This is a genomic window from Listeria rocourtiae subsp. hofi (assembly GCF_963575615.1).
In the GTDB taxonomy this organism is placed as follows: domain Bacteria; phylum Bacillota; class Bacilli; order Lactobacillales; family Listeriaceae; genus Listeria_A; species Listeria_A hofi.
In genome coordinates, this window is sequence record NZ_CAUYTL010000013.1 from 1 (window position 1) to 26,254 (window position 26,254).

Here is a 26,254-nt window from a genome sequence, read left to right on the forward strand (position 1 = left end):
TGAGCTAACAGTTCCTACTGCCAAGCCTGTAGTGGACTTTCACCACCTAGCATTTGCGCATGCTGGGCGCACAAAAAGGAATCCTTTTTCAAGGATTCCTGTTGTTACTAAGCCTTTAATTTTGAATGGTTTCGTCCATACACGAAGTACACTGCTAATCCAACGACAAACCAGATTGCAAATGAAATCCATGTAATCGCGGATAGATTTAGAATCAAGTATACGCATAGTAGGAATGATAACGCTGGTACAAAAGGATATAACGGTGTTTTGAAACCAGTTGTCGGTAGGTCTTTATTTTTACGCAAGAAGAAAATTCCCAGTGAAACCATAGAAAAAGCAAACAATGTTCCGATATTAATCAGTTCGGCTAATTGCGCCAATGGTACTACACCTGAAACAAGTCCCATAGAAAGTGCAAAAATAAGTGTATTACGAACCGGTGTATTACGTTTTCCTAATTTAGAGAAACTTTCTGGTAGCAATCCGTCGCGTCCCATTGCGAACAGCAAGCGTGTTCCACCATAAGACATAACAAGAATAACAGTTGTCATCCCAACAATCGCACCAAGTGACAATAGACCAGCGAACCAATTTTGTCCAATAGCTTGAAGTGCAAATGCTACAGGAGCACTAACCCCTTCCAAATCAGCGTACGGTACAATCCCAGTCAAAACGCCTGATAGCAAAATGTACAATAGCGTACAAATCCCGAGTGAAGCAATAATCCCGATTGGCATGTTGCGCTGTGGATTTTTCACTTCCTCTGATGCTGTTGAAACTGCGTCAAAACCAATATAAGCGAAGAATACCATCGACGCACCAGTGATAACGCCACTAAATCCAAATGGCAAAAACGGTGTCCAATTATCAGGTTTTACATAGAAAACACCGACAACAATGAATAATACAACAACGGCAACTTTGAGAAGTACCATAATATTATTCACGCGTGTAGATTCTTTAATCCCTAAACTAAGTAAAATACCAATAACAATAATAATTATGAATGCCAATAGATCGAAATAAGTACCATTACTTGGACTATACGAACCAGATATCGCTGTTGGGACATGGATGCTAAACCCAGCCAGCAAGCTTTTCACATAAGCCGCCCAGCCACTTGCAACAGCTGCAACCGCGAGCCCATACTCTAGAAGTAACGACCATCCTAGTATCCATGCAATTCCTTCACCGAACACATGGTAACTATATGTATACGCACTCCCGGCAATCGGCAATTTAGAAGCAAACTCCGAATAACAAAGTGCCGCCAAACAACAAGCTAAACCTGCAATAATAAATGAAATAATGATTCCTGGTCCTGCTGTGACTGATGCAATTTGTCCCGGCAAAATAAAAATACCTGCCCCAACTACGGCCCCAACACCTAGCATTGTTAAGTCAAAAGCACCGAGCGTCTTATTAAGATGATGTTCACCGCTCGTTTCTAAATGAAATTTCTTTTTTCTGAAAAATGAACTGTTACTTTCCATCAAACTCCTCCATTCTATATACGAATTTTAGCATAATTTTCGGACTATTTCAACTGACAATTGCGAAAAAATCAGTTAGCTAATTCGCCCAAAGCGTAATCAAGAGCTTCCTTAACCGCAACCGTTTCTTCCAATTTCCGACATAGTTTTAATTTTGCCACGATTGATGACAATACAGTCGCATCGTCACGTGCGATTTCTGTCAAATAAAGGGCAGCGCGAATTCGGACGATATAGTAGTCATTTTGCAAATTTTCAAAGAAGCTGTCCAAATCCCGATATCCTAAAAGTGCTAAGCCATAAAGCATCCCTATTTTGGCAACATCATCTTGCTCCTGAAGCAGTAGGCGTTGCAAAACTGGTATAGCTTCCGTTTCTGCATTATGCCCAACCGCCTCCGCAGCGTAACAGCGAACAAGCTCGTCATCATCATTTTCCACTCGATCTAAAAGCTGCGGTACAATTCCTGCATGGCCCCATTTTGCCAAATACTCCAAACAATTAATCCGCCGTAATACATCCTCACTCTTTAGCCCTGCACACGCAAGCTCAAATGCCCGTGAATCATCAAGATACCACAAATACTCGTATGCAATATCCCGAATATCCTTATTTTCGTGCACCACACTTCGCAGCAAAATCTCCGCAACTACCGGACGATCCACAAAATCTACCAACATATCTAAAGTTTCCACAGCCTCCTGACGATCAGGTTCCACCATCTTCTCAAGCTTCCACCACTTCTGCAATGCCAGCTTCAAATTCTCTTCGGCATTCTCCTCGACTCCCAAATAAGAAATAGCCTCGCAGTAAAATGACACCGAGCCCTGCTCATAATCTTTCACATAAAACTGAATATCTTCTATCTGCTCTGGGCTGATCTGAATGTCACTAATTCCAACATCCGTATCCATTTTCAAACTGTTAATCCCTATAAAACGCAACGTTAAATCATACATTTTCCCATCCACAGAATATAGAAAGACTGCCGTAAGACATGTCTTAAAATCATAATACGGCGGTAATTCCAGTACTTCATACGAGAATTTCGACATTGTATCCAAATAAACACCATCGAAACCCCGCAACTCTTTTTGCATTTCCTCCCAACCATGCCAATGTTTCATATCTTCCCTCCAATACTCACTGCTCCATAATCAGCTCCACTAAATTACTATACATTTGCTCGCATTTACCTGACTCATGTGACCACAAATAAATTTCTTCCAAAATCTGTTTTGAATCGCCTATACGCAAACAAAGTAAATCCCCGGTTCCATCATCTGCAATCGCCACAAACCGATCAGAGAGGCCATTTTCTCTTGCCAATTTCGTATTCCTTGCTACATCATCATATGTTTTTCTCAAATTTTGCGAATCTTTCACGGGAAAGAATAGCCATTCGCCAAATTCCGTTGCATTCACTAATTGTACGAGTTCCCGATACTGCGAGCTAAACTGCGCACCCAATTCCCGCTCTAATTTCACCACTTCGGCAAGCGGTGCACCATTTTTCTGCGTCGTGCTTTTTGAAACATAGCGTTCCATAACTAATACCTCCAATAAAACCTCAAATCAACTTAGCAATAAAAGCATTCGTTTTAGCAAAATGCCACCATTAAAAACAATTATTCGCCGATTCTTCTAACAACAATGACCGCCTACTCTGCATCACGATTAGGCGGTCATTCTAAAAATGGGCACCCGTTCTCTTCAATATACGCAACTAACTCCGCACCAACAACTGTCACTGTATTTCGCCATGGATGCCCTAGCCAAGCCAAACTCATATCCATATTCAAAAAGAAATAATAGTCTCCATCCGGCAAAAACGGCACACACCATTCTCCAAATTCTCCGCGCGAATACTCTGAATCCACGAGAAATCGATAATATACATGATACCAGTCAAGCGCGTACATCTCCTCCCCGAAAAATCGCAAAAACAAGTCTTTTGTCCAATTCTCATCATCAAAATAGGCCTGTGTAAGTCCGCCATTTTCCTCATAGGGTAGCATATTTAGAATCTTGTATTCTTTAAAAACAACCGCTTTATCTCGAGGCTTAATCGCTTTTGCAAAAATTGAAGGGGATGGTTTAAACTTATATCTCGCGTGGAATTTGTCATCCACCGCACGATAGTGCTCTATTTCATACCATCTCATCATCCAAGCACATACGTCACAACAACGCTTGCTCCAATCAAAATCACCGCGCTAGCAAAAAGACTGCCAAAAATATAATGTTTCGCTTTCAAATTAGAAACCGAAATCGCTAAGAAGCACATGCCAAGAACGACTTGAATCCAAACCGGGAACGCAAGCCCAGCCTCCATTTGCACCATATAAAAGATAATGTTAAGTAAAATAACCAAATAAACCATAGCAACCAAACCAACTATTACTTTGCCAACACTCATCTTAATCCTCCCAACATAAAAAGACCTTTTACCTCGCAGTATACAGGAGGTAAAAGGTTTTTCCAATCTATTATTTGGTTAGTGGTCCCCAATTGTTTGTTGTAAATGCTCGAACAGTAATTTTTGTGTTTGCATCAAGCACTGCTCCTGCTTCGTATTTCGTAGCTGCATTTGAAACAACACCATTTGCACCCATTGGATCGCTACCGTCTGTTGTGTAATAAATATCTGTCCCAGCGTTCGGGTTTTCTAACACGACTCCGCCATCACTTGCCACGACTTTCACAGCTTGCAATGTGTGCGCCATTCCGTATTTTGCCCACATCTCAAGCGAATATCGTACACGATCGCTCATTTGGTTTTGTACTTTGACTTGCACATTTAACCAATCTTTATACATCGTACTTCTCGCGCCCATATAGGCTGCATCCAATTTATACGCAGCATCGATTTCCTGCTGATTACTTGCAATCAATTGTTTCACGTTTGCAACTGATAACGGCGCTCCTTCTGCACCAGTGAAATCACCGCTCGCTGCACCAATTTGTGCTAAAACTTGATCTTTTACAAGCGTTTTAAATTCTAGATTCCCAGCCGTTGCAATTTGGCTATCTCCAGAAAAATTACCGAAAAAGTCCCCTGCGCCACGTCTTGAAATAGAATCAATCCACTTGAAGCGATATGTCCCACCGCCACCAGCAAGCGCTGAATAACTCGTTCCAGTACCACCATTATTGTAAAAAGCGCCGTCCGTGTCATTGATATTGAATTTCATCTTCACACCATTTCCATTCAAAATATCATTCGAAACAACCGCATCGACTTCACGCTCCGTATCCACAAACATGAATAGAATGTGCATTTTAATCATGTCTTCCACATCGACATAGTTCTTGAATTCTTGGAAGTTTTTTGCTGCCGCAACTGCTTTTACTTTTGCTAAAATAGCCGTATCACCATCGCCAACCTCGACAATACCGGGTACAAAATAACCATCTTGGAAGCGAATTTTGGTGTATTCATCATCACTTCCACCAAAATATTCTTCAAACATATTCTGACCAAAGTCTTCACGCATCGTTTTCACACCCATGTATTTTCCGTTATAAAAATAATGTACGTAGCGCGCGTGTAGAGAAATTTTGTTCATTTGTTGTGCCAGTGTATTCGTTACTTTTTCGTCGTAGCGATTATAGCCCAAGTTGTAAATATCATTTTGTGGACCATCTTGCCCTTCTTTTAGCTCTAACTTGCTAAATTTGTTTACGACTGGAAAAGCTTCGCCGGGTGTTGCCTCAAAGAAATTGTATTTTGCCTTTTTCGAACCATAGTCGCGGTGAAACTTAGCCGCTACCCCGGAATTGAATTGACCGGCACTGACTTGTCCAAATTTTTTCGCACCTGCATAGCTGAAATAGTTTGTACCACCTTTATTCATATGTGTGTCTAAATACTCGAACGTCCCTGGTACATAGGTTGTCGCATTCAAAGCCGTAGTATTGCCTGTTTCTGATACAATCGGGAAATCATCGATAGCTTCTGCATATTCATTACTCGTGATTGTATTTTTAAATTGCCATTGATAGCCTGATGTTACTTCATTTTTATAGTTGTCACGCAGAACGTAGGTACTTGAAATAACGCCACTATTTCCGTTTGTATCATATGCGTATACTTTGATTACAGCGGTTTTATCAATCGTAATTGGTCCAGTATATATCGTTCCTTTTGTCGCGCTTGGATCTGTAATACCGTCCACTGTATATTTAATCGTTGTTCCTTCCTTTGATGATAAAGTTAAGTCAAAACCTGTGTCATAAACGCCGCGCTCTTTGCTGAATTGTATCGTGTAGTTTTCCTGTCCTTCATTGTTTGTTTTGGCGAATGTTTCAGAGCTGAATACCGTCAAATTCTTACTTGCATCCGGCTTGCGTCCAAATGTTTGATCGTACGCTTGCTTCGTGTACTTGATGGAATCTATCGTTTTCATTGTCGAATCTACTTTGGCGGATAAAATAACGTCACCGCTTCCACCAATTTCAAAGCTCAAATGATTATTTCCAAGTTCGGTCGCCTTATCGGAATATAGCACGCGATATCCTTTTGCAGGAATAAGGAAGTTGGAAAACTCGAATTTGTCAGGTGTCTTTGTTTTGTCGCTCAAGTACATGCCTTTATCTAAAATAACCGGCACATCGTTGTCGTTGTAAAGTTCGATCCATGCTGCTTTCGAACTCGCGGTACCTTCTGATGATAGTTCATTGATATAGACATTTTTAATTTGGTCTGGTGTTGTTAGCGCCCCTTCAATTCCAGGTCCTTTGCCGTTGTTTTTATATTTCACAATCAGCCTCGCCGCTTGTGCATAACCTCCTTGATACACACTACCAATATAATTATCCCCATCGATACGGAATGCCATCGACTGGCCGTTTCTCCATCCTGCCAAACGATTTTCGTCAACTATATCTTTTAAATTTGCTGTTCGAACAATTTGGTTGCTCGCCGTAAATGCTGGTTGGCTATATTTCACTGCCAAATTGCTATATTCACGCGCGGTGATGTTTCCTGCAACTGCTTTGTAAGTTTCTGGATTGCCAAGTTCCGAACGGATTTCCATGTTTGAACTCACCTTTGCAGCATTCGTGTTATAAGTCGTGAATTCCATGTAAGCATCTTCAATCTCTGCCGTTTCTGGGATTGTAACATTCGTGAAGCGTAATCCTGCCGTTTCTTTGTAAGCTGGAATGAGATTCGTTGCGTAATACCCTCCAATCTCCAAAACCGAGCCTAAATCGATGGCTTTTGCTGTGCCGTATTCTTCTGCATCATCTGAAGAAGTCGCTATCTTGCCTGTAAAATCACCATAACCAGAGTAATATTCTACGACTAGTTTTGGGGCCATTGTAGCGTTTGATTCGTACGAACGAGCAAGATATGATCCCATTTTATTGCCATCGATTTTAAATACAAAATTACTCAAATCTGGGTTTCCTGCACGCATTTCTTCGATCACAGGGGTCAAATCTTCGGTGTTTACAAGCTCGTTCACCGCCACTTTAGCAGGAGTCGATGTTTCTACAGAACTGTTCGTCATTTGGCGATTCATAAAAGTCGCGACTGTCGAACTGAAAGCACCGCCACTTCCAACCTCTCCAGAAATCGTCAAATTCGTTGGTGAGCTAGAAGCATCACGCGTCGTGAAAGTAATGTACGCTTTACTTATAACTGCATCGGCTGGTAGTGATACATCCGTGAAACGCACAAAAGTAGATTGTGGTACTGCGCCGACTAAGCCGTGTAAGTCAAGACCCGTACTCGTTAAATTAACTGCTGTTGCGCTTACTTCTGCATCATCCGCACCAGTTTTCACGCTAAATTCTTTTTTAGCAAGTGGCAAATTCTCTGCATCTTCACGAATAGAATAAACATATGTTTGGACGCCACTATTTTGTTTTGCGTTATACGCGTACGCTCTTACTGTCATTGTTTTATCAATCATAATTGGCCCGATATATGTGATTCCGTTTGTTTCGCTTGGCGCGGTTCCATCTAGTGTATATTTAATCGTATTCATACTATCCGATGTAAGAGTCAACCCAAAGCCCGTTTTGTACATGCCTGGCTTCTGACTCAAAGCAATTTTCACAAGCGGTTTCGCGTCGTTGTTTGTACTTTCATACGTACCTGGTTTGAAAGCAACTACATCCGAATCAGCATCGTTGAACCGTCCCATCGTCTCACCAAATGCCATTTTTTTCACGTCAAATGTATCTAATTGATGGAAGCCATCGTCATATTTTGTCGTTAAATAAAGCGTCATATCGCGGTTTCCTAATGTGAAGTTAGCCGATGCATTGTTTGTCGTTCCATCTGCCTTCACAATTCGATAACCTTTTGCTGGTATATAAAGGTTTGCCAACTCCGATTTTCCTAAGTTAGCCGCTTCATCTGAAAGGAAAACATCCTTTTCAAAAAATACGGGAACATCATTGTTATTATAAATCTCAATCCACCCATCTTTTTGCGCATCTGTTCCCATGCTGGCTACTTCGTTGATAAAAATATTTTGTAGTTTAGCTGGGTCTTTAAGGATATCTACGCCATTTTCGCTGTAGGTATATTGGATGACTAGCTTTGGTTGGTATAGCGCAGCAGAGCCACCTTGATAAATGCTGCCAATATAATTATCCCCTTCTATTTTAAATGCTAATGCATTGCCATTTTGCCATCCCATCAAACGAGTTTCGTCGATGATACTTTTAAGATTAGGCGTTTTGATGACTTGCCTCGCTGCTGTGAAAGAGGCTTGTTCATATTTTACGCTAGATCCTGTGTAGTTCCGACTGCTAATATTTCCAGCCGTACTCGTATAGACCGCGGGATTACCGAGTTCTGATGTGATTGATATGTTGGAAACACGATTTGCAACAGTGCCATATGTCGTAAATTCTAAATAGGCATCTTCAATTTTCGCGTTTTCCGGCAAATTAACGCTCGCAAAACGAAAAGCTGAGATATTTTTGTAAGTCGGTGTTAATGTCGCCGAGTAGTAACCACCTATCTCCATCGCCGAATTTAAATCCATCGTCTTGTTATCACTGTACTCTTCTGCATCATCTGTTGTGCTAGCAATGCTCGCTTTGTACTCGCCAGATGCCGAGGTGTACTCAACAATAAGTTTTGGAGCCATCGCTGCATTGGACTCATAAGAACGCATGACGAATGAACCCGCTCCACTTCCCATTACCTTGAATACGTAATCTTTAATATCTGCTGTATTCGCGCGCATTTCGTTAACAATAGCAGAAATATCGTCCGTATTAAAAATCGTGTTGACCGCCACAACTGGTGTATTCATCTCCACCGCTGTTTTCGTGAATTGACGGCTTGTAAAAGAAGCAACCGTGCTTGCAAATGTAGCCTGTGAGCCAAGTTCTCCTGTAATGTTGATAGCTGTAGACTGATTCGCATTCGACGCATCCCTAGTTGTAAACGAAAGATACGCGTTCGAAATTTTAGCGTCATCTGGTAATACGACATCCGCGAATCGTAAATAAGTCGTTTGTGTTGCTCCGACAAGTCCATGTAAATCTAATCCAGTACTCGTTAGGTTGACCGCTGTAGCCGTAACTTCTGCATCATCTGCTCCCTTTTGGATGGAATACTCCGCCTTATGACTAAATGTCTGCTCACTCGCCTGCTCTGTCTGTACTGATACCTCTGTTTCTGCGGATATTGGAATATTCCCAATTGAGCTCGGTACCATTAAAGCTACAATCATTGCTACCGATAAAACTTTTAAACCAAATTTTTTTCTCTTTTTCATGGTTAAATTAATAACTATTTATACATGAATTTTCACGCTAAATAGTCATATCCTCCTTTTTATTTGTGAAATAATTCACTTTTTATTATGCACCAACGTCGCTTTTTATAGAACGTAAGATACGCTTTCTCCCAAAGTTTTTTCTTAAATTCTTTTTTTAAGAACGACGACTGTAGCACTGGATATGCCTGCTTCTTAGTTATTTGAACACACTCCTATCTACTTTATTTCCAGTAGGAATCTGATTATCAATCTTACTATTCCCTATATATACCTTACCTTTATTTTAAGAAGTGTGTCATCAAAATTATGTCATATTTCTCTAGGTTAATATAGCCATGTTCACATATTAGACATCATTTTTCACGCTCTTAAAAACCTATTATTATTCCGATATATGAATTTTTATGCAACAATGGATAGTATTATGTATGTTTAATAGGGGGGATATCGAGACTAAGGATGTTTAGCTTGGAGCGGGTATGGGAGATTACGAATGAGTACATGGATGTATGGATTCCGGTCAATTTAAGTTTGGAAAAAATTAGTGGACTAACTGTTCGCTTTGCTCACCCTGATATTGGAGCTTTAAGTCACCTTGTTCCGACAGCTCCAACAAAAAAACCAGCCAAGGGGTAGCTGGTCAAAAAGGAGTTTCAAGGTTCGCAGTTAGAAAAAGGGGGAACTAACTGTGTCTTCCTTGTTTACATTCTCTATATTACACGGGTTCAATGAAGTTCTCTTGTACTTTCTATGAGATTTTCATTTGATTTTATTTTGTTTGTTCATCTTCTTCTACGTACTCACTCTCTGGTTGCTCACCATAAAGTCCTGATACGCGCTTAAACCACGTAAACATATGTGTCACGATAACTTTGAGTACTGCATAACCTGGTACTGCAAAAATAACACCTAGGATTCCAAACAGTTTTCCTGCTACTAAAATCACGAATAATATTGTAATTGGGTGTACTTTTAGCGTTTTACCCATGACTTGTGGAGAGATGAATTTCCCTTCTAATAGTTGCACCACAACCCAGACGATAATCAGTTTTAACAGTAACCATGGTGAAGTCACTATAGCAATGATAATCGCTGGTGTAATCGCAATAACTGGTCCTAAGTAAGGAACTATACTTGTACATGCTGCAATGATTGCCAGTGTGAGCGCGTACGGCAAGCCAATAATGAGATACCCGATGAATAGTAAAATTCCGATGCAAAAACTAACGATAATCTGACCGCGAATGTAAGAACTAATTTGGGCGTTGGATTCGTGTAACACTTGGCGTGTATGTGCACGTGAATTTACTGGTAACATTTTTAATAGGTAATCTGGTAATTTCTTGCCATCTTTTAATAGGTAAAACAGAACTAAAGGCGTTGTCACGATGGCGAGCACTACCTCTGTTACCGTTCCAACAACGTTTCCAATGCTATCCACTGCACTGCTTACAACCGTGCCACCTTTTTCGGAAATTGTTTTCGTGATATCGCTTAAATTGTTCTGTACCTTGTCTTTTACTTGATCAAACAGCGGTGACTCAGCGAATTCATTGAACTTCGCGACTACTTTATCCCAGTATGATGGGAATGTTTTCACCAAGCTTACAATTTGCTCTTTCACGGCTGGTACGATAAAACTGAAAATCAACACGATAATTCCAGCGATAATAACGTATAGTAAAGCGATTGACCAACCGCGTTTCCATCCTTTTCGTTCTAACCAGTCGATTAGCGGGTTGAATAAATAGTAGGATATCCCCGCTAAAATAATCGGTGCTGCAATCGTGGAGATAATCACCGTAATTGGGTGAAAAATAAAGGATATTTTCGTTAATACATAGACGTCCAGTGCTACTAATAAGAAAATTAGCAAGCCTAGTACAAACTTGTTTTCTGTGATGAAACTTTTGAATTTTGAAATCGATTCTTTCATTTTCCGCCCCTCCTTCATTATCTTGGAAACTATTATACAAGTAATCCCTTGGAATATCACGTATTTCTATTTTAACCAACCACGAGCCCTTCTGGATCAAGTTCTAGCAATGCGTGTGCAAAATAGAAATGATAGCGATCTTGGAATTTGGTAAATAGTTCTGCTCCTTCTTTTTGATACATCACGAGCGGATCTTGTTGACCGTAAGCGCGCAAATGAATGCCTTCGCGAAGTTGTACCATTTGATCCAAGTGCACAACCCACATTTGATCAAGCAGATTCAAATATACTTCTTTTTCGATTTGATTAATGGTGCCCGCTGGGAATTTCATGCGTTGTTTTCGATGCCAAAATATCAAGGCTTCTGCAGCTTCTTCTTGTGACATCAATGTAACTTGATCGAACGAGAATGGGAATTTTGTCCCGCCTAGTAACTCGCCCATTTTGGCATAACGAGCATCTAAATCCGATTCGCGCTCTGAAAAAACATCTTCTGCCACTTCTCGTAAAATTCGTTCTGAAAAAGCCCCTAATTTATCGATACTTAGCAAACGATCCCGCTCCTCATATACCTTCTTGCGCTGAATATCAATGACCTCATCGTATGAAAGCAAGTTCTTCCGCATATCGTAGTTCGAGCCTTCTAAACGTCTTTGCGCCTCAATCACAAGCTGATGTACTTTTCGTGAATGCACAGGCTTATCATCAAAATTGTATTTTTGCTTCGTGCGGCGAATATAGCTTTCCCAACGTTTATTATCGTAATGATCAACTAATTCATCATCAAGCGACAAAATAAACTTACTAAAACCTGGATCACCACGCCGTCCAGAACGTCCCATCAACTGTAGATCGATACGGCGACTTTCATGGCGCTCTGTTCCAATCACAGCTAAGCCTCCAAGCGTATAGACGCCTTTATCAAGCTTAATATCTGTACCGCGCCCGGCCATATTTGTCGCCAGCGTTACCATGCCACGTTTTCCAGCACGCGCAATAATTTCTGCCTCTTGTTCATGATTTTTTGCGTTCAACACTTGATGCGGAATCCCTGCTTTTGTAAGTAACTCGCTGACCCATTCATTGCTCTTAATCGAAGACGTTCCAATCAAAATCGGCTGCCCGCGTTCATACCGACCCGAAACTTCATACACAATAGCTTCACCTTTTTGCTCCCGCGTATAGAAAACTTCATCCTTATTGTCCACCCGGTTCACTCGTAAATGCGTCGGGATTACCACAACATCCATATTATAAATATGACGGAATTCCTCTTCCTCTGTTTTCCCCGTCCCTGTCATACCTGATAGCTTCTTATACATCCGAAAATAATTCTGTACCGTAATCGTCGCTAACGTCCGTGATTCCTCGCGAACTTCTACGCCTTCCTTAGCCTCAATCGCTTGGTGTAACCCATCATTAAATCTCCGCCCCGGTAAAGCTCGCCCTGTATGCGGATCAATGATAAGGACTTCCCCATCCAGGACAACATAATCCTTATCTTTATGCATCAAAAAATGCGCTCGTAACAGTAATGTCGTAATGCGGTGCAATGGCTGATTTTCCTCGGCATACAACGAGTTAATTTTCCAAAAACGCTCTGCCTTCTCGATTCCCGCATCATGCAACCAGACGAAACGCTTCTTCTCCTCAACCTCATAATCGTCCGTCAACATCGTCCGAACAAGCGTATCCGCAATTTCATACAGCGTTAAATCCTCTTCCTTGCGATCCGAAATCAAGAGCGGTGTCCGTGCCTCATCAATCAAAATCGAATCCGCCTCATCAATCAGTACAAAATCAAGCCCCGTCTGCACTTTATCCTCCATTTGACGCACCATATTATCCCGCAAATAGTCAAAACCGAACTCCGACGCCGTCCCGTAGATAACATCCGCGTTATAAATTGCCTGCTTCTGCTCCTTCTCAAGTCCAGAAACATTCAAACCAACAGACAATCCTAAGTACTCTAGCACACGCCCAATTTCCTCGCGGTCACGCTTAGCAAGATACTCGTTAGCCGTCACAAGATGAACCTTATTTCCTCGTAAAACTTCTATGTACATGACAAATAAAGATACGAGCGTCTTACCTTCTCCCGTCTTCATCTCCGCGATTTTACCATCCCCAAGTACGAAAGCACCAATTAACTGCACCATCACTGCCTCAAGCCCAACGACCCGCCGTGCAGCTTCCCGCACAAGTGTAAAAATATAAATCCGATCGCGTTCTGTAATCTCACGTTCCTGAAACTTTTGCAACCAATGTTGTGTCTGCTCTCTAAGCGCTGACTGATCCATTAATCTATATAAATCTTCCCGCTTTACTACCTCACGAGCTAAATCCCGATATGCCTTCACTATTTTTCGATCATCGTATGATTGTGCCATTTTTATGCCTCCTAATCCTCTCCTATTATAACCTAGAAAGCATTGCAAAACCAAGGAATTCATAGAATAAATTTCACGCTATGTGATGCTTAGTAAGAAGTACTGGAATTCAATTATTACAGTTTGATTAAATTTTTCTATTGCAAATTACCAACAGGTTTCGCCATGCGCAAGTTTGCTAAAGTTATTATGCACAAAGTTGGCCGGCTACTTCCCAAGTTCATGCGCTCTCTGATTTTATAAAACACACGTTCTGATTTCTCTTCTTTACAGCCATGTTACAGAAACAACCGCGTGTTCATAAAATACACTCAAAACCCTATTTTTGTATTTGTAATTTAAATTAATTCCACGTAGAATGGGTATTACATGAGTATGTATATAGAAAAACCTAGAATGAAAAGTAAGAGAGGAGTTTTAAAAATATGAAAAAGGCGGCAATCGCAACGGCAACGGCTGGAATCGCAGTTACGGCCTTCGCAGCACCAACCATCGCATCAGCAAGCACGGTCATCGTACAAGCAGGCGACACACTTTGGGGGATCGCTCAAAAAGCAGGTACAGACGTTGATTCTATTAAAAAGGCAAACAAACTAACTTCGGATACCATTTTCCCAGGTCAAAAATTAGAGATATCGCAACTTACTGAGGAAACAAAGAAATCTGTCAACGCAACATGGCTTAACGTTCGTCAAGGTCCAAGCGTTGATAATCGAATCATTACTTCTATTAAAGGTGGCACACAAGTCACTGTTGAAACAACCGAAGAAAATGGCTGGAGTAAAGTCACTTACGCAGATGGAAAATCAGGCTATGTCAATGGTAAATACTTGTCTGACGCCGCTGCTACTGCTCCCGTTGTAGAACAACAAGAAGCGCCAACACCAAGCACGCCAGTTCAAGAAGAAGTAACCGAGCAACAAACAGAAGCACCAGTCGCGCCAAAAGCCGAGGCAGAAGTAACACAACCTGCTGTCGAGCAAGAAGTTACAGCAAACGCGACAACACATACAGTAAAAAGCGGCGACACACTTTGGGCATTATCAACCAAATATGGCGTATCCGTTCAGAACTTGATCGCATGGAATAATCTATCTTCCTCTTCGATCTACGTTGGTCAAACACTTGCAGTCGATCAAAGCAAAGCACAAGCTCCTGCACCAGAGACTGAAAAAGAAGAAGTAACAGCTCCCGTTGTGAAAGATGAAGCACCGGAAACCGTTACAGAAACTGCACCACCAGCGCCAGAAGCAGAAGTTAAAGAAGATACTAAAGCTCCCGTTACACCTCCAAAAGAGGAACAAGATGAGGCTCCGGTCGTTCAAGTAGATACAAATGCATCTACATACACGGTTCAAGCTGGCGACTCGCTTTCTAAAATTGCAACACTTTTTGGCACAAGCGTAGCAAACTTACAAGCAATCAACAGCCTAACTGATGACAATATTGTTGTTGGCGACGTTTTAAAAGTGAAAGGTTCTGCACCCGTGAAAGAAACGGTGGACAAGCCAGACACAGAGAAACCAGCCGTGACACCAGAAGTATCAAAGCCAGACACAAAACCAACAACGAACGTCAACAAACCGAGCAAGCCAAGCAGACCAGCTGTTGATACTTCCAACACATCTAACTACACAGTCCAAAGCGGTGACTCTTACTTTACAATCGCGCAAAAATTTGGCATGACCGTATCTAACTTGAAAGCTCTAAACAACGCAACAAGCGATAACCTCCAAGTTGGCGATGTTTTGAAAGTAAAAGGAACAGCATCTAACGTTAACAAACCATCGAATAATACAAATAGCAACAACTCGAATTCAAGCTCTAACAGTAGCAACTCCAATAATAATTCCAATAGCGGTAGCAACAACGCATCATCTGGTACTGCAAGTTTCAGCGCGCTAATGAATGAAGCGCAGAAGCATCTTGGAAAACCTTATTCATGGGGTGGCAATGGTCCATCATCATTCGATTGCTCTGGCTATACGAAATATGTCTTTGCAAAACAAGGCATTTCGATTCCACGTACATCCGGATCTCAATACGCAGCTTCCACAAAAATCAGCGCTAGCCAAGCACAACCTGGCGACCTAGTATTCTTTGATTATGGTAGCGGTATTGCCCATGTCGGTATTTATATCGGCGGCGGAAAAATGATTAATGCACAAAACGATGGCGTAAAAATTGATAACGTGTCATCTGGTTACTGGGCTAGATACCTGGTTGGTTACGGTAAAGTAGCTAATTTCTAAATAAAATAAAGCAGAATGACCATCCAAACCTCCCACAGAGATTAGGATAGTTATTCTGTTTTTTTGTGTCACGTATCCATATCTCCACGGATTATTTTATGATATAGTAGAGTTACTACTTTATAAATGAGGATGAAAATTGTGAATGAACTAACCGTTAAAATAAAGAAAAAATCTGCTCAAAGCTACATAAAGGGTTACCCACTAATTACAAAAGAAGCACTAGTAACTATCCCTGACATGGAAGAAGGCACGATACTACGTTTAGTCGACGAGTCCAATCGCTTCCTCGCAAAAGGCTATTATGGAAACCAGAATAAGGGAATTGGATGGATTCTGACATGCGATGAAAAACAGCCGCTAGATGAAGCCTTTTTTACAAGACTGTTTAAAGAAGCTTTTGCTAAGCGCCAAGTCTTTTTCAACGATGACGCTACGACTACATTCCGAATTTTTAATGGCGAAGGTGATGGTTTAGGTGGTTTGACAATCGATTATTACGATGGTTTTATCGTCTTGCAATGGTATAGCCAAGGAATTTATAAATGGAAGTCAGTCTTACTCGCAGCCCTCAAAAAGGCTATTAACACGCTCGGTATCTATGAAAAACGGCGCTTTGATGCGAAAGGTCAATACTTAGAAAGCAATGATTTTTTGGAAGGTAATATTGCTCCCGAGCCACTTATCGTCAAGGAAAATGGCATCAATTATGCAGTTTACTTAAATGACGGTGCAATGACTGGTATTTTCCTTGATCAGCGTGATGTCCGCAAAACGATTTGTGACACGTATGCCGCTGGACGCACCGTATTGAACACATTCTCCTACACAGGAGCCTTTTCCGTTGCCGCTGCATTCGGCGGTGCCACGCATACAACTAATGTAGACGTGGCCAATCGTAGCATCCCAAAAACCCGTGAACAATTCACTGTAAACGAACTTGATCCAGCCGCGCACACTATTATGGCCGAAGACGTTTTTCAATACTTCAAATACGCGAACCGAAAAGCACTGGCATTTGATATGGTGATTTTAGACCCGCCAAGTTTTGCTCGTACGAAAAAAACAACATTCAGCGTTGCAAAAGACTACGGGAAACTATTAGAAGAAAGCATCGCGATTACAAATCCAAATGGCATTATCATCGCGTCAACCAACTATGCTGGGTACGGAATGGATAAATTCAAGCAAGTAGTGCAAGAAGCGTTTAAGAATCAAGGACGCGAATACAAAATTGTTGAGCAGTTTACGCTACCTGCCGATTTCGTAACACAAAGTAGCTTTAAAGAAGGCGATTATTTGAAAGTTTTGTTCTTGGAAGTGAAATAGTAAGAACCTCCAATCGTGGCACGTAGAAATGCTCGGATTGGAGGTTCTTTTACTTTATGCGGAGATTCGCTGACTTGAACAATCTAGTTTGAATGCACGATTTGCTAAAATTTGAAATACAATAGATATGCCTGCAAAAGTGAAGCAAATAAAGCTAGGCCAAAGATGCCAAGTCCAAGAATTGTTCCATAACATCCAGATAAGCAGAGTTAAAAGGGCAATCATAGTGCACACATGGGATATAACCAAGAAGCATCGCACTTTAAAGCTCAAAACAGTAACCAAATTTTCATCTTTAATATGGCGCCAAATTCGCCCACTTACTATTCGGTGCACAAAATAATTATCCAACTCTCCTTTGTTCATTTTCTGAATACCAATAATAGCCATTGGAATAGTTGATAGAATAACAATTATTATTACAATATAGCAAAATAAAAGCCACATATTCATCCCACTTTCTTTTATGTAGACCAATTTGATGAAGAGATTTCACATTTCTTAGATAAAAACCCTACCGGATTATAGCGCTAACTAGCACGCCAACCAAATTTACATTTCACATTACTTAGATAAAAACCAACGGCTTTATAGTTTGTTCCTGGTCCGGAACGAAATTTACATTTCACATTACTTAGATAAAAACGATGGCACGTTTGAGTTCCAATATCAAGATGGTGCTATTTACATTTCACATTACTTAGATAAAAACGTCTAAGCGCTCCGCCTCTTGGTAAGTCAGCCCATTATTTACATTTCACATTACTTAGATAAAAACCTTAGACTCTTTAACAAATGATTATTTAAAACAATATGATTTACATTTCACATTACTTAGATAAAAACACAAAAGGAAATAGGAAAATACCGCTTGAAAATGATTTACATTTCACATTACTTAGATAAAAACCAACAAGCCAAATCCTAATAGAACAATAGATGTCATATTTACATTTCACATTACTTAGATAAAAACATGCTAAAATGTGATGTTTTATGCGTTTTTATGTATATTTACATTTCACATTACTTAGATAAAAACGTGATTAAAAAATAATACTCTCGACTGCCTAACAGGATTTACATTTCACATTACTTAGATAAAAACGCTAGGTAAGAAACGTTTAATCATACCGGACACGATTTACATTTCACATTACTTAGATAAAAACGGAAAGCGAGCAGGATAGACTTTCACGTTCCAACGAGATTTACATTTCACATTACTTAGATAAAAACGAAAGGCTTCGTTATAATCGCGTGCGATATCGTCCAATTTACATTTCACATTACTTAGATAAAAACCTAACCTTACCTGCGTCTACCTCTGGTATGACAGGATTTACATTTCACATTACTTAGATAAAAACACCAGGGACGTATGCAGATGAATGTGGTATAGTTTAATTTACATTTCACATTACTTAGATAAAAACAAAAAAAGAAAACAAATGGAAAAATGATGAACGAATTTACATTTCACATTACTTAGATAAAAACTTGAAGGGTGCACTTGAGGAAGCGGCTTCGAAAGGGATTTACATTTCACATTACTTAGATAAAAACCCGTGCATTTTCAGCCCTACTCCCATCATACCTCATAACCTCAAATCTGTCGACCTCCATCAAAACGGACTACTTCTGCTTCATTTTTGGTTCGCCGTCCTCTTCCAATCCACCAAACCCATTCTCCCCCAATCATCTATCAAAATCTGTCGACCTCCCGTAATTTTTACACTATCGGTGGTCGACAGATTTTCTATACATCAGAAAAAATTCGATGTTTTCTCATCCGCAACACCCCAAAACTCCTTCTCCAACCAGCGTTCCTGCCGACTCGAAAACACGATAACCGAATCCTCCTCTTCACGAATATACTTATCTAATTCCATCCGTAATTTCGCCAATAATGCAGGCGTTATTTCACCCTCAAAAACCGATTTTTGCACGTGCGTCAAATATTTTTTACAAATCTTAAAAATATTTCGTGACACTTTTGCACCGCCATTGTCTTGAGCAATGTCGTAAATCAAGATAATATACATCTCCACTCACCACCAAATCTTAAATCCTTCGTAACGCTTATCATTCATCAAATGCTTGATTAATTTATAACATTCCAGTCGAATCAAATGCCGATACGATACATTCCTCCCCAAATCTCGATGCTTCACCGTTTCTTTCATCCGAATATCATACGCCTGCAAAATTTTCTGCCTCGCTTCTTTTTTCATGTAACAGAAATTGGCCTCTTTCTCAAAATCTTTCTCCGTAATAATATTCTTATTCAGCATGCTAAAGATTAATCGATCCGCAATCAACGGCTTGAAAACCTCTGAAATATCAAGGCATAATGAGAATCGACGTTCACCTGCACTATGCAAATAACTAATAGCAGGATTCAACTGTGTCTTATAAATCTCTGTCAAGCAACTGGAATACACCAGCGAATTCACATAGGAGATTAGCGTGTTAATCATATTATCTGGTGGTCTCTTCACTCTTTTCTCAAAGTCAATTTCTTGATTAATAATCTCCTGCCACGCACGATAATACACTTTCCGAATATTGCCCTCAATCCCCATCAGCTCTTGGATATTATCCGTTTTCAAAATCCCCCTTCGCAACGTTTTAATCTCATCCATCGCCGTATCTACATCTTTACCGCGCTGCCGATAATACCTTAAGTTTCGCAAAATATTAAACGAAGCACTTTCCACGAACTGTATGGCAACATCATGACGTCGCTTTTCATCCGCATAATGGGATACTTGAGCAACTAGCAATTCCCCCGAAACAGTCGATTCACGCGGATAATAACTGCCACTATAAAATCCATAATAATTAAAGATATGAACAGGAATCCCTAATTGTCCAATATAATTCAAACATTTCGTATTCAAATCCACTTCACCAAACAGAAAAATTTCGCGCGTCATTTCAACTTTTAAATCTTTAAAATTCCCATCTGGCGCCGTTAACCGCACGACGTTATCCTTGCGTTTCAATTCTCCATTCGAAAACAAATAATAACTCTCCATTCCCCTCACCTCTCAAATATAACAATACTCAAAGTACGCACACTTTTTGCAGATTGGCTTTTCAATTACTTTTGGCGGCTTATCTTGCACACAAATCGCTTCAATATCCTTTAAAACTGCCTCCAACGTTTGCTCATCCTCATCAGTCAACTCCACCTCTTCACGGCGCCGCAGTTTTGGATAATCAATCACGCCATTTTCAATCGCAATTCCTTTTTTGCGCAAAAAATAAATATAATACTTCAACTGCCAAATTCCAGCTTCTTCAATAGCGCGGCTTTTCTTCACCTCATGAAGTATTTTCCAATCACGAATAAAATCTATATTCACCGTCTCATCAATCATTACCTGGCCAGAATCACGATTATAGCTTGATTCGTCCAACAACTTGCCTAATTGCACGTTCTCGTCTAAATGCTCCATTCGAATTGCTTTCGAAAAACACCACAACTTCCGCTTACAAACAAAATAATAATACACATGCGTCCCACTAATCTTCATGCCATCACCTCTAGAAAAATAAATTTTCCTCTTCTTTGTCTTTTGGTGTCAAACCAAGACCCGCATCATAATAACAATCAAAAATAATTACTTGTTCATACTTATTAACCGCCATTTTCCGATGACTTCCCTTTTCAAAAATGTAACCCGGCACATCTAGCATAAACGCCGAAAGCTTCGTTCGAGCAATCATCTTTTCTTTACGCCTTGGAGCCGTTTGGATAGTCTCGATATAGTAAGTGATTTCCGACTCATTTTCCATGTAAATACTTTCTGGAATCGCAGCGACAGAATTAATATTACGGAATCGTTGCTGCACCTCTTTTTTTGGTAATTCATACGTATCAAATGACTTCACGTAGTCAATCATTTCGACCACATCAGCATAATATTTACTCCCCTTTAAAGCCTCCGTCGAGTACACTTGGTCAATCATCAAAAGCTTCTCTCGTTCTGAAATTGACCCATTGCAATGTTGCAACACAGCCTGCGAATGCTCGTGAATCTGCGCATCAATAAACCCACGCGGCGCCACACCCGAACATTCCTCATCAAAAACGTACACATTCGTCGTAACATCTAACGCACGATTTCGATAACAACGCCCCATCCGCTGAAAAAGCCCATTCAAATCCGACAACTCCGTAAACAATAAATCAAAATCGATATCCAAAGATGCCTCAACAACCTGCGTCGCAATCCAAATACAAGGTCTATCACTTTCTTTATTGCCGTCCAACAAAATTGCATCCTCTTTCGCCGAACGATCTCGCTTAATAAACTGACTATGAAGTAGCCTCACCTCGTCATCATCATAAATACCGGCCAATTCCTCATACAGCGCTTTTGCCACACGCACCGTATTACAGATTACCAAAATCCGATTATTATCATAAAACTCCTGAATAAAATCACCATTTATCGACTCGTGTATAACCTCCACGCTATGGCGAACCCGGTCTGAGATAAAATCTTCCTCTGCACGTGTAAAATGAACACCATTTTCCGATAATAAGTCAGGAATAATCCCTGGCAACGTCGCCGTTAAAATAGTGAATTTCCCACCGACTTTTTGAATATAGGAAAGTCCGACAATGAGGTATGCTAATAAGTCTGGCGAATACATCTGCACCTCGTCAATAATCACTTTTGAATACGAAAGCGTCGCGAGTTTCGGCTCAAACCCTGCATAGCGAAATACAAAATCAAACAGCTGATCCAATGTACAAACTGTTATTGGCAACGACATTTGACGCGTTTTTGTGTAATACTCATCAATATCCATTTCCAGATGCGACTCATGCGTCAAATATTGTCCATACGTCTCCGAATGCAACAAGCCAACGCGATCTGTCTGCGATTCTTTGATAATCCCCGTTTCTCGATCAATTAGCCGACTATAAATCGCATTAATCGCCGTTCGTAAAGGCAGCGTGAAGAACCCCTTATGATTCCCGAGCCACAACAAACCTGCTTCCGTTTTCCCCATCCCAGTCTCCGCAACGACAATCACATTTTCATCCTGATGTGCCTTCATGTATTTTTGTAAGGGTTTCCAATCAGCATTAGGATTTGCTACACGAAAACCCGCCAATTGTTCCGTCATCGCACCTTCAAGAAAATCATTTGGTTTTTCCACATCGATGCTCCCACTTGCCGCGAAATCAATGCGGTTTAGCAAACCCTTAAGCATGACATACTCCAAGAACTGGCCAAAACTCTGCTTCGTTTTCCCTTCAAATATATGCGCTGTCACTTGATAGTATTTCGCTGGAAAATGACTACGATATGCGCGATATTCGCCTAATTTATCATACGTGAACCCCTGCCATTCTTGTTCTAACTTCTTCATTTCTACTGCCCACTCGTCCTCCGTAAAATGAATATCGCGCTCATGATGTCGCGCAATCGCCTGAAAAAGCACTTGAATTTCCTCTTTTGTATACCCCTCTTCTTTTAGTTTTTTATATGGAACAAATGCCACCGAAAGATAATTATGCGGAATCTCCCGCTTGTCACGCTTGCCTCCAGAAACTTTCTCTTGAAAAAGGACATTCATCTTCCCGAGATCATGAATCATACACGCAAGCTTTAAAAAATGCCAGTTCACTTCAATTTCAGGATAATATTTTTTCAGTAAATCATAATTTCTGAGCAAGTTATTCGTATGCTCTTGTATCGTTTCTACAGGTCTTGATTTCGCTAAATATTGATTCATTGAAACCTCCAAAAAGAGGGCACCGAGATACCCTCTCATTCTTATTTTATATCCCAAAATACCAATTTACCGTCTTCATCTACAAAAAAAGAATCTTCTTCCGATATAACAAGTGAAGTCGTGTAGAAAACATCTTTTTTAAGCCAATTTCGATACATTTTAGGTGCTTTAGCCGTTCCTCTATTGACTAATTCATAAGTATCCGTCAATAAATAGCGCGTTCCAAGCATATCATTCCTGCCAACACTACTTTTCACATGCGGTCTAAAATAAACGTCATCCTTTTCAATAATTGAGATTGGAACATAGGCACCGTAGCCGTTATCCAGCTTCCAATCTTCTTCGGCTTCCTTCTTTTCAACCCAAACCACCTTCACCTCTTGAATCGTCGCAATATCCTCGCGCCGACCAAGTGACGGGTATTCTACAGGCTCCCGAAATGCCTCCGCAATCTGCTCCACTAAGCCTTGATCTTCCGGAATCACATGCAAAAGTAACTCCACATCCACGAGCAATTCCGCCGTCGCAACCCCCCGGCCAACACCATAATCCCCGACTTTCAACTGATGGCGTTTCTCATCATATGTCATTCCATTTTTGAATTCATAACGCGTATACAAATCGTTCACCTTTGAGAAATACTTCCCTTGAATACTGATTTCCATTGGATGATAGCTCGTAAAACCGCACATCGTATGCACTAATCCAATAACCGTTGAATAAGGCGGTAATGGATATGTTTCCTTCAACTGAAAGCTCGTTGGTTTCTTATAATTCACTAAATCCTGCCACAATTTAATCCTAATTGCTTTCATAATATGCATCAATCTTTTCTTTAAGATCGTTGAAAAACGCTGGAACTGACTCGGCGCTAAGCTTACTTTCAATCTCAGAAGTATTATTGAACTGACCGCTTATTACGCCACATTTCGTATTTTCTTTAATACCCGAATAATCCAGAACACCCAAAATATTATCCACAAGAATCTGATTATCTTTAATGTCCACAACGTTTTGGAACACAGGATTCTTCACATCATATACACCACCGATTACAAATAATGGTTTCAAATCCTCACGACGACCACGAATATCGCGATATAAGAACGCAATCGTATCCATTAGCTTCTGAACACGACGACTTTTTTCCTTGTTATCCACTTGGACTTGTCCATCAATCCCAATTTGATCCAAATCAATCGTCACCGTATAGCGATAATACGAACGATGAATTTCCGCCTGCGCGATATTCATATTTTCCCCAACTTTATCCGCCTGCCCTTTATTCGTCAAAAAGTCCAAATCAGCTTTAAAAGTTTCCAAAGAAATCGCATTTGACAGCCGAACTTTTGCAGAACGCTTTTGTCCTTGTGTTCCCTTTTCTGTTTTTAAGTAACCGAAGAAATCTAGTTCTGGGAAATCCGTAATCGTTGCCTCACTCAAAAATTGAATGACTTTTTTATCGCCGCTACCTTCCGCTTTTACTGGTGCTTCTTTCTCACCAATCTGCTCCATCATATTATAACGAATCGCCTGGCGAGAAATATACGTATACTGGTCGCCATTATTGCGAGATATTTTTTTTAGCGCTGAAATATTACCTAAACTTTCCCCGTAGTTCGCACTTTCTGCCTGAAAAACAATCGTCATTGCTAGCCCCTTACTTTTCATTATCCGTTCCCCCATCTTTATCTTTGTCATCTTGCTCCACCGCACCATTTACACCAACCATAAACGCATAGCCAACCGTTTTAAACGTCTCATCACTTGTAAAAGATTCCAAGAAAAAATCCGGAACTACTTTTCCTAAATACGAATAACTGTTTAAAATAATGTCCATAAACGCATCCCGATTATTGGTTTTTAACGCATTCAGTACTTTATAATTAAAACCGCCACGTTTATGCTCCGGATATGCTTTTTTAAACTCTAATCCACACTTGTTAATATGCCAAATTCGACCTTTAGAAATCTCCGTCATCGCCTCTATCTCCTTTAGAAAATTCGTATTTATTTCGAGCAAGCTACCAATATGCCCCATATGATAATACGTATTGCTCACATTTGTCACTTTCAAATACATCGCTTTGTGGATAAATGTAAACAAATTCTCATTATTCATCAACCGCCGAACCGTTTCCTGATAAAAATTAACGTTCAAGTTTCCTTCTTTAAAGCCATTTCTTTGAATAGCCTTCAGCGCATTTTTAGACTCGTGAAAAACGTCCAGCGCTCGTTTCGATAAAATATTAAAACGGTAAGTATCATTTTCATATCGGACAATCTGAATATCTGCTAATTCATAGTGCCGCTTGTCCTCCACTTGATTCGTGATAGCTTCAATTAAAGCGCGATAAGGGCTGATTGAATTCAAAGTGTCCCCGTGATGATGCAAAATCTCATTTCTCACTTTTTTATTAATCACGTATAGCGTATCAACATCCACCGAATCATTGATGAAAATGCCATTATTGTAAACATACGTAAACCCAGCTGGAACGCATGAATAAATTAGTTTGCAAACTGGACACACCGCAATATCATTGTTAAAATCCCATACATGTGAGGTTTTACGAGCCGTATCAAAACCCGTTTCATTCATAAAACTAAGATCAAGTTTCAAGTTTTTAATTGGCTGATTACACGTAAAACAAGTAAATTTTGCTTTTTCTAAGTCCGTTTCTAAATATTCCATCACAGGCTCAAGAAAACTATTTCGATAATCCACATACACATCTTTCTCCTTCGTCTGCGGATTAAGGAAAGAAACGCCATTCCAACCATTTTTAATCACTGTATAAATCACATTTTTAGCAGCTAAGTATTTCTTGCCCTTCTGACAAAACTCGATTATTTGGTCTAATTTCGAATAAACTTGCTTCACTTCTTGAATGATCTCCGAACGCTTCTCCTCAAACGTCTCCTTCTTCTTTAATTGCCCAACTTTTGCGAGGTCTTTTCCCCATTGAACGGGATCAACAGAAGCATCGATAATCGGATAAACGCTTATATAACTAGCACTTTTTAAATAATATTTCGCGATATTCACGATGTAATCATTTAGCTCATCCAGTGCGGCCTCATTAAAATTCGAGAAATCATCCTTGCGATGTAGCGCCATTTTTTCTTTGAACGACACAATTTTATACCATGACAGCGTTTTCTCGTATTCACCAATAAAATACTCAAAATATTTATCTTCAAATCCATCCAATAACCCCGTATCGAAAAAGACACTTTGCCCGTTGATTCTGACATTTTCTTTGCCCACAATATTGATAAATCCCACAAGTCCTGCGTTAAAAAGCCAGTCGTTCGCGCGATATTCTATTTCTTTCAT

General features: G+C 40.2%; 18 protein-coding genes and 1 CRISPR repeat array. Of the genes, 3 read left to right on the plus strand and 15 right to left on the minus strand.

Features of this window, described 5'->3' with window-relative positions:
• Nucleotides 1-107: 107 nt before the first annotated feature.
• From bcaP to R8925_RS07495, 6 genes are all read right to left on the minus strand, one after another.
• On the minus strand, nucleotides 108-1,496 hold the full coding sequence (bcaP, locus tag R8925_RS07470; RefSeq protein WP_430535264.1) for a branched-chain amino acid transporter BcaP: 1,389 nt from the start codon (nucleotides 1,494-1,496) through the stop codon (nucleotides 108-110).
• Between the two features lie 71 nt (nucleotides 1,497-1,567).
• Nucleotides 1,568-2,623 carry a HEAT repeat domain-containing protein gene (locus R8925_RS07475; RefSeq protein WP_430535265.1) on the minus strand — a complete coding sequence of 352 codons (1,056 nt, stop codon included), beginning with the start codon at nucleotides 2,621-2,623 and terminating at the stop codon, nucleotides 1,568-1,570.
• Between the two features lie 16 nt (nucleotides 2,624-2,639).
• Nucleotides 2,640-3,044, minus strand: coding sequence for an SMI1/KNR4 family protein (locus R8925_RS07480; protein ID WP_430535266.1), 405 nt, complete (start codon nucleotides 3,042-3,044; stop codon nucleotides 2,640-2,642).
• Nucleotides 3,045-3,181: 137 nt separating this feature from the next.
• On the minus strand, nucleotides 3,182-3,664 hold the full coding sequence (locus tag R8925_RS07485) for a DUF2716 domain-containing protein (protein ID WP_430535267.1): 483 nt from the start codon (nucleotides 3,662-3,664) through the stop codon (nucleotides 3,182-3,184).
• Nucleotides 3,661-3,915 carry a hypothetical protein gene (locus tag R8925_RS07490; RefSeq protein ID WP_430535268.1) on the minus strand — a complete coding sequence of 85 codons (255 nt, stop codon included), beginning with the start codon at nucleotides 3,913-3,915 and terminating at the stop codon, nucleotides 3,661-3,663. The genes R8925_RS07485 and R8925_RS07490 overlap by 4 nt, the downstream gene beginning before the upstream one ends.
• Nucleotides 3,916-3,985: 70 nt before the next feature.
• On the minus strand, nucleotides 3,986-9,244 hold the full coding sequence (locus R8925_RS07495) for an FN3 associated domain-containing protein (RefSeq protein ID WP_430535269.1): 5,259 nt from the start codon (nucleotides 9,242-9,244) through the stop codon (nucleotides 3,986-3,988).
• Between the two features lie 471 nt (nucleotides 9,245-9,715).
• Between R8925_RS07495 and R8925_RS07500 the strand changes: the two genes are divergently transcribed.
• Nucleotides 9,716-9,883 carry a hypothetical protein gene (locus tag R8925_RS07500; RefSeq protein WP_430535270.1) on the plus strand — a complete coding sequence of 56 codons (168 nt, stop codon included), beginning with the start codon at nucleotides 9,716-9,718 and terminating at the stop codon, nucleotides 9,881-9,883.
• 133 nt (nucleotides 9,884-10,016) lie between these two features.
• Here the strand turns inward: R8925_RS07500 and R8925_RS07505 are convergent, their stop codons facing one another.
• Nucleotides 10,017-11,183, minus strand: coding sequence for an AI-2E family transporter (locus tag R8925_RS07505; protein WP_430535271.1), 1,167 nt, complete (start codon nucleotides 11,181-11,183; stop codon nucleotides 10,017-10,019).
• Between the two features lie 71 nt (nucleotides 11,184-11,254).
• On the minus strand, nucleotides 11,255-13,573 hold the full coding sequence (gene secA2 / locus R8925_RS07510) for an accessory Sec system translocase SecA2 (RefSeq protein WP_430535272.1): 2,319 nt from the start codon (nucleotides 13,571-13,573) through the stop codon (nucleotides 11,255-11,257).
• Nucleotides 13,574-13,998: 425 nt separating this feature from the next.
• Here secA2 and R8925_RS16035 point away from each other — a divergent pair, with 425 nt between their 5' ends.
• Entirely contained in the window at nucleotides 13,999-15,825 is a 1,827-nt protein-coding gene (locus R8925_RS16035; RefSeq protein ID WP_430535273.1) for a LysM peptidoglycan-binding domain-containing protein, read from the plus strand.
• A 138-nt stretch (nucleotides 15,826-15,963) separates the two neighbouring features.
• Nucleotides 15,964-17,154, plus strand: a complete 1,191-nt coding sequence (locus R8925_RS07525; RefSeq protein ID WP_430535325.1) for a class I SAM-dependent rRNA methyltransferase — start codon at nucleotides 15,964-15,966, stop codon at nucleotides 17,152-17,154.
• Between the two features lie 483 nt (nucleotides 17,155-17,637).
• Nucleotides 17,638-18,720: direct repeats of the CRISPR family, unit length 30 nt; unit sequence ATTTACATTTCACATTACTTAGATAAAAAC.
• 200 nt (nucleotides 18,721-18,920) lie between these two features.
• On the opposite strand, the gene cas2 is transcribed toward R8925_RS07525, so the two are convergent.
• From cas2 to cas8a1, 7 genes are read right to left on the minus strand one after another with little or no spacing between them, the layout of a single operon-like run.
• Nucleotides 18,921-19,199, minus strand: coding sequence for a CRISPR-associated endonuclease Cas2 (gene cas2, locus R8925_RS07530; protein WP_430535274.1), 279 nt, complete (start codon nucleotides 19,197-19,199; stop codon nucleotides 18,921-18,923).
• Between the two features lie 6 nt (nucleotides 19,200-19,205).
• A complete protein-coding gene (gene cas1b, locus R8925_RS07535) occupies nucleotides 19,206-20,195 on the minus strand; it encodes a type I-B CRISPR-associated endonuclease Cas1b (protein WP_430535275.1) in 990 nt (329 codons plus the stop codon).
• A 12-nt stretch (nucleotides 20,196-20,207) separates the two neighbouring features.
• Nucleotides 20,208-20,696, minus strand: a complete 489-nt coding sequence (cas4, locus tag R8925_RS07540) for a CRISPR-associated protein Cas4 (RefSeq protein ID WP_430535276.1) — start codon at nucleotides 20,694-20,696, stop codon at nucleotides 20,208-20,210.
• A gap of 10 nt (nucleotides 20,697-20,706) precedes the next feature.
• Nucleotides 20,707-22,914 (minus strand): CRISPR-associated helicase Cas3', encoded by a 2,208-nt coding sequence (gene cas3 / locus R8925_RS07545; RefSeq protein ID WP_430535277.1) that lies wholly within the window; start codon nucleotides 22,912-22,914, stop codon nucleotides 20,707-20,709.
• A 41-nt stretch (nucleotides 22,915-22,955) separates the two neighbouring features.
• Nucleotides 22,956-23,738: a type I-B CRISPR-associated protein Cas5b gene (cas5b, locus tag R8925_RS07550; RefSeq protein ID WP_430535278.1), complete on the minus strand. Its 783-nt coding sequence runs from the start codon at nucleotides 23,736-23,738 to the stop codon at nucleotides 22,956-22,958.
• Nucleotides 23,716-24,585, minus strand: a complete 870-nt coding sequence (cas7i, locus tag R8925_RS07555; RefSeq protein ID WP_430535279.1) for a type I-B CRISPR-associated protein Cas7/Cst2/DevR — start codon at nucleotides 24,583-24,585, stop codon at nucleotides 23,716-23,718. Before cas7i ends, cas5b begins: the two co-directional genes overlap by 23 nt.
• Nucleotides 24,575-26,254: a type I-B CRISPR-associated protein Cas8b1/Cst1 gene (gene cas8a1 / locus R8925_RS07560; protein ID WP_430535280.1), complete on the minus strand. Its 1,680-nt coding sequence runs from the start codon at nucleotides 26,252-26,254 to the stop codon at nucleotides 24,575-24,577. Before cas8a1 ends, cas7i begins: the two co-directional genes overlap by 11 nt.

Coding starts and splice junctions, on each gene's coding strand:
- bcaP (WP_430535264.1), bottom strand. CDS start 1,496: ATGGAAAGTAACAGTTCATTTTTCAGAAAAAAGAAATTTCATTTAGAA.
- R8925_RS07475 (WP_430535265.1), bottom strand. CDS start 2,623: ATGAAACATTGGCATGGTTGGGAGGAAATGCAAAAAGAGTTGCGGGGT.
- R8925_RS07480 (WP_430535266.1), bottom strand. CDS start 3,044: ATGGAACGCTATGTTTCAAAAAGCACGACGCAGAAAAATGGTGCACCG.
- R8925_RS07485 (WP_430535267.1), bottom strand. CDS start 3,664: ATGATGAGATGGTATGAAATAGAGCACTATCGTGCGGTGGATGACAAA.
- R8925_RS07490 (WP_430535268.1), bottom strand. CDS start 3,915: ATGAGTGTTGGCAAAGTAATAGTTGGTTTGGTTGCTATGGTTTATTTG.
- R8925_RS07495 (WP_430535269.1), bottom strand. CDS start 9,244: ATGAAAAAGAGAAAAAAATTTGGTTTAAAAGTTTTATCGGTAGCAATG.
- R8925_RS07505 (WP_430535271.1), bottom strand. CDS start 11,183: ATGAAAGAATCGATTTCAAAATTCAAAAGTTTCATCACAGAAAACAAG.
- secA2 (WP_430535272.1), bottom strand. CDS start 13,573: ATGGCACAATCATACGATGATCGAAAAATAGTGAAGGCATATCGGGAT.
- R8925_RS16035 (WP_430535273.1), top strand. CDS start 13,999: ATGAAAAAGGCGGCAATCGCAACGGCAACGGCTGGAATCGCAGTTACG.
- cas2 (WP_430535274.1), bottom strand. CDS start 19,199: ATGTATATTATCTTGATTTACGACATTGCTCAAGACAATGGCGGTGCA.
- cas1b (WP_430535275.1), bottom strand. CDS start 20,195: ATGGAGAGTTATTATTTGTTTTCGAATGGAGAATTGAAACGCAAGGAT.
- cas4 (WP_430535276.1), bottom strand. CDS start 20,696: ATGAAGATTAGTGGGACGCATGTGTATTATTATTTTGTTTGTAAGCGG.
- cas3 (WP_430535277.1), bottom strand. CDS start 22,914: ATGAATCAATATTTAGCGAAATCAAGACCTGTAGAAACGATACAAGAG.
- cas5b (WP_430535278.1), bottom strand. CDS start 23,738: ATGCATATTATGAAAGCAATTAGGATTAAATTGTGGCAGGATTTAGTG.
- cas7i (WP_430535279.1), bottom strand. CDS start 24,585: ATGAAAAGTAAGGGGCTAGCAATGACGATTGTTTTTCAGGCAGAAAGT.
- cas8a1 (WP_430535280.1), bottom strand. CDS start 26,254: ATGAAAGAAATAGAATATCGCGCGAACGACTGGCTTTTTAACGCAGGA.